This is a genomic window from Lawsonibacter sp. LCP25S3_E2, from assembly GCF_052117285.1.
In the GTDB taxonomy this organism is placed as follows: domain Bacteria; phylum Bacillota; class Clostridia; order Oscillospirales; family Oscillospiraceae; genus Lawsonibacter.
On the sequence record NZ_JBQKJL010000003.1, the window covers coordinates 1 to 11,261 of the forward strand.

Consider the following 11,261-nt stretch of genomic DNA (forward strand, 5'->3'; position numbering starts at 1 on the left):
GATCCGCTTTGTTGTCATGCCCTAATGTCGCAAAAGACAGCACACAGCTTGCTTTCGCTTTGCTGTGTGCTGCCTTTGTGAGGTTCCTTACTTGCTAACTAAGTGACATTGCCCCGGTCGGCGGGGGTGTTCATGGTAACAAGTACGTCGGTCAAGCGGTTTACGGTTTCCATGTCGCCGCCTGTCGTTACCCATACCATTTCTGCGAATGGCTGCGTGATTGCTTCGGTTACAAGGTTTACCTTATCCTTGCTGATTTCGCCGGACGGGAGTATAATACCCTTGTCTAAAAGTACGTTTTTCATGTCGTCCTCCTATAATCTGTGGTGCCAAAATGGTGCCCGGTCTTACAAAATCATCTTATACGGAGATACGGCAAGATAAATGACGATACGCGGAAAACCTTGATTTTAAGCCATTTTCGCAAGGTTTTATAAACACTTGCGCGGGCTTATAAGAAGATTTCCGTCTATCAAATCAATAAAATATAATTGCCATCTTTGCGGATAATCGTTTCACATATTGAAAACACGGCCTGGGGCAAAAGCCCAGGCCGTGTTTTGTAATTACTGGATTGCGTCCTTGAATGCCAGACTCGCCTTGAAGACAGGAACCTTGGATGCGGGAATCTCCACAGTTTCCATGGTACGGGGATTGCGCCCGATACGTGCAGCGCGTTCTCTGACCTCAAAAGAGCCGAAGCCAACTAACTGCACCTTATCGCCAGACTTCAAAGCACCCTCAATAGTGGTGATGAACGCAGACAGAGCAGCATCGCAATCCCTCTTAGAGAGGCCACTGGTCTCAATCATGGTGGCAATCAATTCGGCCTTATTCATAGTAATTTCTCCTCATAGCACATTGTGCTTGCCTTTGATATGAAGTAATTATATCGAATTCAAGGCAAATTGGCAAGGCTGTGTTCGTATTAACCTTTTCTCGCGTATTAACCTTTCCTCGCAAAGAACTCCGACATGGTAATGCCCAACCCATCGCAGATCCGCTCAATTGTGTCGACAGATAATTGTCCGCCGCGGCGTTCGCTGTTTTTCAGGGTCGAATGAGATACATCGCATATCTGAGACAGCTTAAAAAACGTAAGACCCCGCTCATCTGCCAACTCTCTCACTATTGCAATCGTGTTCATCAAATCCCCGCCTCTCAGCATTTTAATTTTCAAAGTTTCTTACAGCACACGCCCAATGACTCGAAATCCTCGTTCCGGGCTAATGATCCTATCAGAATAGTCTTTGTTATACGAAATCAGAACCGGCTGCATGTGGAGCCTTCCGTAGCTGTCCGTAAATGCGTCACGGTCGCTCTCGTCAGGCTCACGCTCCCCATAGGATTTCAAATAGCCCTCACCGTCATAGACGAACACACCGACCTGGCCTATCGAGAGCGTCTCGCACCGCTCCACCCAGACGATCTGCCCGTCATGGTAGACCGGCTCCATACTGTTGCCGGATACTCTAACGCCAAAATCCGCTTCCGCCGGGACCGCGTTTTCCGGAAAACTGACCATCTCAAAGTTGTCCTCATCCAAGAAACTGCCTGTACCGGCTGAGACTCTGAGATTGCTGACGGGCTTATCGATATAGCGGATCGTATTCATGGGCGTTGGCATGGGATTGTATTTACCGGTAGCGATCAGATCCTCTCGGTAAGCACGGACCTTTTCCGCCCCCACTTCGTTGAGCAGAGGCGTGTGTTCTCCGGTAAAGGCAGCAAGGCCATCTTCAAGATCCAGCGCATACGAGCGGTTCCGTGAATTTATTGATTATGACAACACCCCTGAAAATCAGGCAATTGAGGAGATGGTGCGCCAGTCCCTGCGTAATATTCTGGATCTGCTCCCGCCGAAGGATTATGAGCTGATCTACGAGCTTTACTTCAAAAACCGCTCCGAAAAGGAATGCGCACAGATGCTTGGGGTCTCTCAGCAGGCCATTCATGTGCGGAAAAAGCGCATCCTGAAAAAAATTAAAAATAATTTGGATGAGCAGGGTTGTTAAGATGCCAGTTTTTTCCCGTATACATACGAGAAGAAAAGAATCTTCTTGTGAACATTGAAAACTGAATATCCGGTGACGAATAACGTCAGTTGACGGTCCCCCGGCGAGGGGGAACAGCGATGCGGCGGATGCGCGAAGACCACCTGCATCGGAATTACTCCGATGTCAATGAACGGCCAATAAGGTGCAGAGCGAAACTCATTCAGCCAAAAGCGGGCATGGCAGCCTGTCTCGCAATGATCCCGTCAGCCTATAATGGTACATTCTGTCCAGCCACAGCCGCAAGCAATGGGGGCAGCTCGGAGAGATCCTCTGAGGGGTTAGATTCCCGATGGGCGCTGCCAGGCGCCGGTTCGTTCAACCGCCCGACAGTCCGGGAAGTAGTGTCGAATAGGACTGAGCAAAAGAACTTTAAAAAATATAATGAGGGCCGCTCCATATCCGGGTATAGCAATATGCTTCCAACCAAGACAGGAGCGGCCCTCTGTTTTTATTTCTGAGCTAAAAGATGTGTTTTCAAAAGCGCATTTTCCAAGGCTCGATGATCCTCATGCAGTTGCCACCAACAGGGCTTAAGGAAGTGGAGAACTTTCTCCGCCCATCGGTAGTCCTCTGGCTGCAGCGTTTCCGTTGCAGCGCCAAGCTGGAATGCCGCGTTGCGTCTCCGCACAGAGACATCCACGCTGGCCCGATCCAGATATAAGTTCAGAAAGCCGCAGACGATGGCGGCTTCTTCCGTTGTATAGAACATGTTTTCCCTCTCATTCCGCAAACATGCATCATTGTAACACGGTGCCCTTGTTTTGAAAATGGGCTGTTTTCACAAGTTTCCTCTCAAAAGTTTGTCACAAACAGTTGTTCGATTTGCGGTGGCATGATATACTGATAGACACTAAGGATGAGGAGGCGCGCTATGCAGCAGAGCGGACGGACATATATCGCCATTGACCTGAAATCTTTCTACGCCTCCGTGGAATGCATGGAGCGCGGGCTTGATCCTCTGACCACCAATCTGGTGGTGGCTGACGCCAGCCGGACGGAGAAAACCATCTGCCTTGCCGTGTCCCCCTCCCTAAAGGCATACGGCATCTCCGGCAGAGCGAGGCTTTTTGAAGTGGTGGAGCGTGTCAAGGAAATCAACGCGGAACGGCGGCGCAAAGCTGGCTGCCTTTCCGAAAAGAGCTTCAACGCCAATGAACTGGCGGCTGATCCATCCAGAGAGGTAGATTATCTCATTGCCCCTCCTCGAATGGCAAAATACATCCAGGTCAGCACTCAGGTCTACAACGTATACCTGAAATACATCGCCCCGGAGGACATCCATGTCTATTCCATCGACGAGGTGATGATGGATGTGACGAACTATCTGCAAACTTACCACATGACCGCCCGTGAGTTGGCAAAGGTTATGATCTCGGACGTCCTGCATACCACAGGCATCACAGCCACGGCGGGCATCGGCAGCAATCTCTATCTCTGCAAGGTCGCTATGGACATTATGGCGAAGCACGTCCAGCCAGACAAAGATGGCGTCCGCATCGCGGAGCTTGACGAAATGAGCTACCGCAGGCAGCTCTGGGCGCACCGTCCGCTGACGGATTTCTGGCGTGTTGGGCGCGGCTATGCAAAGAAGCTGGAAGCCATCGGCATCTACACCATGGGGGATGTTGCAAGGTGCTCTATCGGCAAGCCGAACGAATACTATAATGAAGAACTGCTCTATCGGATGTTCGGCATCAACGCTGAACTCCTCATCGACCACGCATGGGGCTGGGAGCCGTGCCGAATGCAGGATATCAAGGCATACCGGCCGGAAACGAACAGCATCTGCTCCGGACAGGTCTTGCAATGCCCCTATTCCTTTGAGAAAGCTCGGCTGGTGGTGCGGGAAATGGCGGAATCTGTCGCGTTGGATCTGCTGGAAAAGAAGCTGGTGACGGATCAGGTGACCCTGACTGTGGGGTATGACATTGAAAACACAGCAGGCGGCAGCTATCACGGCGAGATTGTGACAGACCGCTATGGCAGAAAGATCCCCAAGCACACCCACGGAACAGCAAACCTGCCGAGAAAGACATCTTCGGCTCGGAACATCACAGACGCTGTTCTTGGCGTTTATAATGCAAAAGTCAACCCGAGGCTGTCTATCCGCAGGCTTACCATCACAGCTAATCGGCTGGTGGGCGAAGATACGGCACAGCAGGAGCCGGAAGCTCCGGTGCAGTTTAACCTGTTCGATAATATCGAGGTACAGGAGCAACGACTGCAGGAGGAATCGGCTCAGTTGGAGCGGGAGCGCAAAATTCAGGAAGCCATGCTCGACATTAAAAAGAAGTTCGGCAAGAATGCTATTTTGAATGGCGGAAGCTATCTGGATGGCGCCACCGCCAAAGAACGGAATAAGCAGATTGGAGGGCATAGGGCTTGAGCAGAAAATATGAAGACATTATCCATTTGCCCCATCCGGATTCGCCAAAACATCCGCGGATGTCTCTCTATGACCGTGCGGCGCAGTTTTCACCCTTTGCCGCTTTGACTGGTCACAGCGCCGCCATTGCGGAAACCGGGCGGCTGACGGACCGCCGTGTCGAACTGGACGAATACGAAATGGCGCGAGTGGACGCGGAATTGCAGCGTCTCCAGGAGCTGCTTCCCGGCAGGCCCACTGCGTCCATCACCTACTTTGTGCCGGATGAGCGAAAGGACGGAGGCAGCTACCAAACTGTCACCGGATCGGTCAAGCGGATCGACGCGGTCAACGGCGTGATCCAGATGGCGGACCGGCAGTGTATACCCATCGCGGATGTTTTCAGCATCGAGATCATCCCGTAAAAATACCATAACGAAAACTCCCAAACCCATTTGAATTTGAACTGGGCTTGGGAGTTTTCATTATCATTCAAATTAAATCAAAGAAAGAGGAGGATTTCGAATGAATCCAAACGCAGATTATCTCGGCATCGTCACCCTGCTCCGCGGTCTGCGGGAGCAGGGACTGGTCAGCGGCAGCGAGGCTAAAAAGATCGCCGCGCGACTGATGGTACAGCTTGGCGCGGACATCATTATTTCTCTTTGATTTCTTCGCTTTTAGGTATAGCTATTCCGGATGCTTCATGGTATTGTGTGTTGCTGAAAAAGGAGGTGGCAACAAATGAGCGGCAAGGAGAAAACCAACGGCTCTCTGGCCATGGCTCCGCGGGTCATTACGATTCCTGCAGCAAGTCAGGAAAACACCAGAAAGCTCCGCGTGGCGGCATACGCCCGCGTCAGCTCCAACTCCGAGGATCAGAAGCACTCCTTCGCCGCGCAGAATGCCTACTACTCCAAGCTCATCACAGATAACCCCGATTGGGAGCTGGCGGACATATACGCCGACCAGGGCATCACCGGCACGTCCATAGACAAGCGGGATGACTTTCTGCGGATGATGGAGGACTGCCGGAAAGGGCGCATCGACCGTATCCTTGTGAAGTCATCCTCACGCTTTGCCCGCAACGCCAAGGAGAGCTTGGAAGCGGTTCGAGAACTGGCTGCGCTGGGCGTCAGCGTCTACTTCGAGGAGCAGAACATCGACACAGCGCAGGTATCCGGCGAAGTCCTTATCGCCATGTTCGCGGCGCTGGCCCAGCGTGAAAGCGAGGCCATCTCCGAGCGGGTACGGTGGAGTTACAAAGTCCGAATGAGCAAGGGAAGATTTTCCACCTGCAAAGCGCCTTATGGCTATCGGCTCGTCAAAGATCATTTGGAGATTCAGGAGGATGAAGTATCAATCATCCGATATATCCTCCCGCGTCAAGTGGGGCAAGCATCAGGCGATGCGGACGGGAAAGGCAAACATCCAGTATAAGACCCTGCTGGGGTACGAAAAAGGGCCTGACGGAGAGATGGTGGTCAACGCAGAGCAGGCGGAGACTGTTCGAAAGATTTACGAGCTGTACCTATCCGGTCAAACGCTGCGCAATATCAAGGAAACCTTGGAAACAGGAGGCTTTAAGAATGCGGCAGGAACGACGGAATGGACAACCTCCAACCTGCGGACGATCCTCTCTGATGAAAAATACTGCGGTGACGTCCTGCTCCAGAAGACCTTCATTCGAGACTGCATCAGCAAGCAGGTCATCCGAAATACCGGACAGCTGCCTATGTATTTGATCCAGAACCACCATGAGGCCATCATCCCGCGAGAACGGTTCGATGCTGTGCAGATGGAATTGGCGCGGCGTCGGGCTCAGACCGGCGGCACGAAAAAGAGCGCCCCCACAGGCATGAGCCGCTACAGCGGCAAGTACGCGCTCAGTGGTCTGCTGTTCTGCGGCGAGTGTGGCACAGCATACCGCAGAGTGGTGTGGACACAGCACGGTGAGAAACGTGCCGTATGGCGCTGCAGCAGCCGATTGGATTATGGGAAGAAATACTGCAAAGAATCTCCAACGCTGGACGAATTGCCGCTCCAGCAGGCGGCGCTGGCAGCCATCAACGCCTCCATGTCGGGGCGCAAGGTGCTGGCGGACCAGCTTGTGGATGCGATGGAGCAGGAATTGGCTCCGGTCCCCGGTGAGGGCATGAGCCTCGGAGACATTGACCGAGCGGTCACGGAGTTGGGCAAGCAATTTGATACGCTTCTGGCAGAGGCGGCAAATGGTGACGCGGACGAATACGCCGAGCGTTTCCGTGCCATCTCCACCACAATGGAGGAACTGAAGCGCCGAAAGGCCGCTATCCTCAGTATCCGGCAGGAGCAGGAGCAGATCAGCCGCCGTATCCATGCGGCAGCCTCGGCAATGACCGCGGTGACCATGGGAATTACAGAGTGGGACGATGGCGTAGTCTATCAGATGCTGGAAAAGGTCACCGTTCTGGCGGACAACCGCATCAAGGTCACCTTCCGCAACGGCGTAGAAATCGAACAGACCGTAGACCAACCTAAGAGGAGGAAATTTGCATGATCTATGTGACCGGAGATACCCACGGAAACTTCCGGCGCTTCCAGCCGGAATACTTCCCGGAGCAAGCTGGGATGACGAAGAACGATGTGGTCATCATCGCAGGAGACTTCGGCGGCGTGTGGTTTGGCGATAGCCGCGACGATGAAACGCTGGACTGGCTGGAACGCCTGCCCTTCACGCTGGTATTCGTCTGCGGCAACCATGAAAACTATGACGCGCTGGAACGATATCCAGTGGTGGAGTGGCACGGCGGTAAGGTACACCGTATTCGTCCCCATGTTCTGCACCTGATGCGCGGTCAGATCTTCGAGCTGGAGAGTTACCGCTTCTTCACCATGGGCGGCGCAAAAAGCCACGATATTGAGGATGGGATTCTGGAGCCGGATGCCTCGGATTTTGAGCGAAGGCTCATGACGCTCCAGCGCAAGCCCAGAGCGAGGTACCGCATCAACCATATCTCGTGGTGGGCGCAGGAACTGCCCTCCGATGAGGAATATGCCGAAGCGCGGCGAAACCTCGACGCGGTCGGCTGGGCGGTGGACTACATCATCACCCACTGCGCTCCCACCAGCATCGCCCTCATGGGGAGCCGCCACAACGAGGCGGACCGACTCACGGACTTCCTACAAGATGTACAAAAGAGAGCAAAATATCACTACTGGCTGTTCGGCCACTATCATGACAACAAAGCCGTTGATGAAAAGCACATCCTGCTGTGGGAGCAGATCGTGCAGATCTGCTAAGATCTGGTGGAAAAGGCAGTAAAGGAAAGAGCGGTGCAGCGCCGCTTTTTCCTTTGCGGCTTTGCAGCAGAGTAGAAAAACCGAGTAACGGCTTGCAAGTTGAGCGGATCTGTTGGAAAAGTAGAAGAATGCTTTCGATGCTTCCTTTTGATAGACTGTAGATCCGTGGCCTGATATACTGGAAGCAACAAAAGAACAGGAGCGAATAGAGATATGGATACGTTAATGGAATTCAGCATTCAAGGAGACATCTTCTTTTTCTATGATACATTGTCAGAGGAAGAAAAGGAAACCGTTCGCAAGTGCATGAGGGCGAGGTATAAAGGTCATATAGTAGGCGACCCTAAAATCGATGAATTTTTAGAAGAACTCGAGCGTGATCATGGCATTCGGTTGAAGAGGCTGCCGGTAACGAGCGTCATTGCGGTGTAAGAGCAAAACCGCTTTCCTTCAAGTTCCTGTAGACTTTCTCTGCCGACGTGCTATCATACTAAATGCTTGGCTTAGGCAGTAAGACGAATATCTACAAGATTTGCAGAAAGGTGACTCTATGAAAAAACAAATTCGAGCCGCGGCGCTTGCGCTATGCACCCTTATGCTCTTTGCCGCGGCTACCGGCTGTGGCAAGCGGGAAAAACCGACCACAGAGCAGCCCGCGCTGGAGACGGTGGAATACTCCAACCTGACCGATGATGATTCCCGCAAACAGCTTTCACAGCTTCTCTCGGATGCGGGAATCGAAGAATTCCGCATCACCGCTCTAATGGATCGGGTGGAACAGTTTAACGCCAGTGTCAAGAGCGAGTGGCTGACCGATGGCTTCGAGAGTGCTGCGCCGACCGACACCAAGTACGATCCCTATGAAATGCAGGATGAATGGACGGCGGCAAACGGCAGCTTTCCCGGTTATAACTGCCGCATTACAGCATTTGGCCTGTTCAGCGAATTCATCACAGCAGGAGCCGACCAGCCGGAGGTACAGGGCGAGGACTCGCTCTTTACCGATTTAGAGACAGTCGACGCCGATCCTGACGCGCTCTGCGGTGACAGCATCTCCAAATTCTGTGCGCTGTTTGCACCGGTGAACGCCGCGGACAGCACAGAGGTCGAAGCGCAGGTCAAAGCGCTTCAGGAGGACTGGGCAGCCCGTGGTATCGCGTTTGCAGACAGCAGGGCAAGCATGATCTCGGTTGTCTTCCACGATAAATTCTCGGATGAGGACAATACGCTCTTCATTGGTCATGTCGGCGTGCTGCTGCCTGTGGAGGACGGTTCACTGTACTTCATCGAAAAGGTGGCGTTCCAGGAACCATACCGTTTAGTGAAGCTCCAAAACCGCACGGAGCTGAGTGACTACCTGATGGAGAAATACGATACCTCATGGGGCCAGGATACGACGCGGCCCTTCATCATCGAGAACGATACTCTGATGGACGGATACCGACCGAACCCTCTGGATGAAAAGTAACCCCTTAAAATTGAAACGGCAGCGGGATGGCATTGCCATTCCGCTGCTTCTACTTTACAGAACAGGCACACAACGCCAGAAAGGAGAAAGCCCATGAATATCCGCAAGCCTACAGATTACAGCATCCTATTTTCCGAACTGGACAGACTTATGGCTGAGCAGCTTTCACAGATGAATTTGTACTGCGAGATTGGTCGGCTGGTCAGCAGCAAAGCAGAGAAAGGCGCGGCTGTTGTAGCCTCTGAACATCTGCGAGCGGTCTATCCTGCGGCTGATGGCTTTTCTCCCCGCAACCTGCGCCGTATGCGGGCGTTTTACGCAGCCTACGAGAAATCCCCTGAGATCATGCGGCTGGCAATGAACCTCGGCTGGACGCAGAATGTGGCGATTTTAGAGAGATGCGGCAGCAGCGAAGAACGGGCGTGGTACATCAGAGCCGTGCTGCGCTTCGGCTGGAAGAAAGCAAAACTGCTGGCCTCCATAGAATCTCAGGCGTGGCTGCATTCTTCTCTCGACGAACAGGCGCTTTCCTGCTATACTGAGGAAAAAGAAGTGTTTCAGGAGAGCGAGAGCGATGAAAAAGATACTCTTTGTGTGTCACGGCAATATTTGCCGCAGCCCAATGGCCGAGTTCGTGATGAAGGATTTGGTCAGGAAGGCAGGACTTGCCTCACAGTTCCATATCGAGTCGGCGGCGACCAGCCGGGAGGAGATTGGCAATCCGGTCTATCCTCCGGCGCGGCGCAAGCTGGCGGAGCACGGGATCTCCTGCGGCGGTCATGCGGCACGGCAGCTCACCAATCAGGATTACGACAAGTACGACCTGCTGATTGGCATGGACAGCGCAAACCTGCGGAATATGCACTGCATCTGCGGCGGCGATTTTGCCGGAAAACTGCACCTCCTGATGGACTACACCGACCATCCCCACGATGTTGCCGACCCGTGGTACACCGAGGACTTCGAGGCAACCTGGCAGGATGTTTTGGAAGGATGCCAAGGACTTCTGAGAGAATTATTGCAGGAGCGAGGTGAACAGAATGGATAACGAGCTTCAAACGAACTATACAACAGAGCAAACCTATCATTCAATCCGCCATTCCATTGTGTCTGCACAGCGCAGTTTGTGCACAGCAGTAAACTCCGCAATGGTGACGGCCTATTGGGAAATCGGCGAGCAGATCTACAAAGCCTGCGGAGAAAATGACCGCGCAGGATATGGCAAAAAGCTGCTGCAGTACCTGTCCGCACATCTGACAGCGGAATTTGGGAAAGGATTTGACGAGTCAAATTTGCGAAAAATGCGCCAGTTCTACTGCGCATATCCAATTCGAGACACACTGTGTCCTGAATTGAGCTGGTCGCACTATCGACTACTGATGCGGGTTCCTAATGAGAAAGAAAGAGCTTTCTATGCGGAAGAATGCGCGAAATCTGCATGGAGCGTCCGGCAGCTTGAACGGCAGATCCACACGATGTACTATCAGCGCATCTTGGCAAGCCAGGATAAATCACTTGTTGCTGCTGAGATACAAACAACGGAGCCGAAACCGGAATATGAAAAAATCATCAAAGACCCCTATGTAATGGAGTTCCTGCAAATCCAACCGGATACGCATGTGTATGAGGGAGAATTGGAGCAGGCATTGATTGATCACCTGCAACACTTCCTGCTGGAGCTGGGACGAGGCTTCTCCTTCGTAGCCCGACAGAAAAAGTTTACGCTGGATGGTCAGAACTTTTTCATCGACCTTGTGTTTTACAATTATATCCTCAAGTGCTTTGTGCTAATCGATCTGAAGATGGGTCAGCTTACGCATCAGGATCTCGGTCAGATGCAGATGTACGTCAACTACTATACTCGTGAGTTGATGAACGAAGGGGACACACCGCCGATTGGCATTGTCCTCTGTGCCGATAAAAGTGATGCTGTTGTAAAGTACACTTTACCGGAGGATAATCACCAGATTTTCGCATCCAAATATTTCACCTATCTGCCGACAGAAGAAGAACTGAAGCGAGAATTGCGGCTGGATGAGTTCCAAAAGCTGGACGAGTAATATCTGCGTTAAATTCGGCCGGGGGTTCG

15 protein-coding genes and 2 pseudogenes are annotated in these 11,261 nt (G+C 52.5%); 12 read left to right on the forward strand and 5 right to left on the reverse strand.

Annotation, left to right across the window (positions count from 1 at the left end):
- Window positions 1–98 precede the first annotated feature (98 nt).
- The 4 genes from ACTQ3R_RS03705 to ACTQ3R_RS03720 form a co-directional block, all read right to left on the reverse strand.
- A complete protein-coding gene (locus tag ACTQ3R_RS03705; protein ID WP_441778057.1) occupies window positions 99–305 on the reverse strand; it encodes a hypothetical protein in 207 nt (68 codons plus the stop codon).
- Between the two features lie 261 nt (window positions 306–566).
- Window positions 567–839, reverse strand: a complete 273-nt coding sequence (locus tag ACTQ3R_RS03710; protein ID WP_441778058.1) for an HU family DNA-binding protein — start codon at window positions 837–839, stop codon at window positions 567–569.
- 107 nt (window positions 840–946) lie between these two features.
- Window positions 947–1,168, reverse strand: a complete 222-nt coding sequence (locus ACTQ3R_RS03715; RefSeq protein WP_441792692.1) for a helix-turn-helix domain-containing protein — start codon at window positions 1,166–1,168, stop codon at window positions 947–949.
- Between the two features lie 18 nt (window positions 1,169–1,186).
- Window positions 1,187–1,627 (reverse strand): S24 family peptidase, encoded by a 441-nt coding sequence (locus tag ACTQ3R_RS03720; protein ID WP_441778060.1) that lies wholly within the window; start codon window positions 1,625–1,627, stop codon window positions 1,187–1,189.
- A gap of 79 nt (window positions 1,628–1,706) precedes the next feature.
- Between ACTQ3R_RS03720 and ACTQ3R_RS03725 the strand changes: the two genes are divergently transcribed.
- Window positions 1,707–2,015 carry a sigma-70 family RNA polymerase sigma factor gene (locus ACTQ3R_RS03725; protein WP_441778061.1) on the forward strand — a complete coding sequence of 103 codons (309 nt, stop codon included), beginning with the start codon at window positions 1,707–1,709 and terminating at the stop codon, window positions 2,013–2,015.
- 490 nt (window positions 2,016–2,505) lie between these two features.
- Here ACTQ3R_RS03725 and ACTQ3R_RS03730 read toward each other — a convergent pair whose 3' ends face one another.
- The gene (locus tag ACTQ3R_RS03730) at window positions 2,506–2,766 is read right to left on the reverse strand and encodes a hypothetical protein (protein WP_441778062.1); all 261 of its coding nucleotides are present in this window, start codon (window positions 2,764–2,766) and stop codon (window positions 2,506–2,508) included.
- 162 nt (window positions 2,767–2,928) lie between these two features.
- Between ACTQ3R_RS03730 and ACTQ3R_RS03735 the strand changes: the two genes are divergently transcribed.
- The 11 genes and pseudogenes from ACTQ3R_RS03735 (at window position 2,929) to ACTQ3R_RS03785 (ending at window position 11,232) form a co-directional block, all read left to right on the forward strand.
- The gene (locus ACTQ3R_RS03735; protein ID WP_441778063.1) at window positions 2,929–4,443 is read left to right on the forward strand and encodes a Y-family DNA polymerase; all 1,515 of its coding nucleotides are present in this window, start codon (window positions 2,929–2,931) and stop codon (window positions 4,441–4,443) included.
- Entirely contained in the window at window positions 4,440–4,847 is a 408-nt protein-coding gene (locus ACTQ3R_RS03740; protein WP_441778064.1) for a hypothetical protein, read from the forward strand. The genes ACTQ3R_RS03735 and ACTQ3R_RS03740 overlap by 4 nt, the downstream gene beginning before the upstream one ends.
- A gap of 100 nt (window positions 4,848–4,947) precedes the next feature.
- The gene (locus tag ACTQ3R_RS03745; protein WP_197055392.1) at window positions 4,948–5,091 is read left to right on the forward strand and encodes a hypothetical protein; all 144 of its coding nucleotides are present in this window, start codon (window positions 4,948–4,950) and stop codon (window positions 5,089–5,091) included.
- 111 nt (window positions 5,092–5,202) lie between these two features.
- Window positions 5,203–5,697: pseudogene (locus ACTQ3R_RS03750) on the forward strand (recombinase family protein); the annotation flags it as partial.
- 202 nt (window positions 5,698–5,899) lie between these two features.
- Window positions 5,900–6,961: a recombinase family protein gene (locus tag ACTQ3R_RS03755; RefSeq protein ID WP_441778213.1), complete on the forward strand. Its 1,062-nt coding sequence runs from the start codon at window positions 5,900–5,902 to the stop codon at window positions 6,959–6,961.
- The gene (locus ACTQ3R_RS03760) at window positions 6,958–7,704 is read left to right on the forward strand and encodes a metallophosphoesterase family protein (protein ID WP_441778065.1); all 747 of its coding nucleotides are present in this window, start codon (window positions 6,958–6,960) and stop codon (window positions 7,702–7,704) included. Before ACTQ3R_RS03755 ends, ACTQ3R_RS03760 begins: the two co-directional genes overlap by 4 nt.
- 213 nt (window positions 7,705–7,917) lie before the next feature.
- Entirely contained in the window at window positions 7,918–8,136 is a 219-nt protein-coding gene (locus tag ACTQ3R_RS03765) for a hypothetical protein (protein ID WP_441778066.1), read from the forward strand.
- A 118-nt stretch (window positions 8,137–8,254) separates the two neighbouring features.
- A complete protein-coding gene (locus ACTQ3R_RS03770) occupies window positions 8,255–9,172 on the forward strand; it encodes a DUF4300 family protein (protein ID WP_441778067.1) in 918 nt (305 codons plus the stop codon).
- Between the two features lie 171 nt (window positions 9,173–9,343).
- Window positions 9,344–9,658 (forward strand): annotated as a pseudogene (locus ACTQ3R_RS03775) (DUF1016 N-terminal domain-containing protein); the annotation flags it as partial.
- Window positions 9,659–9,746: 88 nt separating this feature from the next.
- Window positions 9,747–10,220 (forward strand): low molecular weight protein-tyrosine-phosphatase, encoded by a 474-nt coding sequence (locus tag ACTQ3R_RS03780; protein ID WP_441778068.1) that lies wholly within the window; start codon window positions 9,747–9,749, stop codon window positions 10,218–10,220.
- Window positions 10,213–11,232 (forward strand): PDDEXK nuclease domain-containing protein, encoded by a 1,020-nt coding sequence (locus tag ACTQ3R_RS03785; RefSeq protein WP_441778069.1) that lies wholly within the window; start codon window positions 10,213–10,215, stop codon window positions 11,230–11,232. The genes ACTQ3R_RS03780 and ACTQ3R_RS03785 overlap by 8 nt, the downstream gene beginning before the upstream one ends.
- Window positions 11,233–11,261 lie beyond the last annotated feature (29 nt).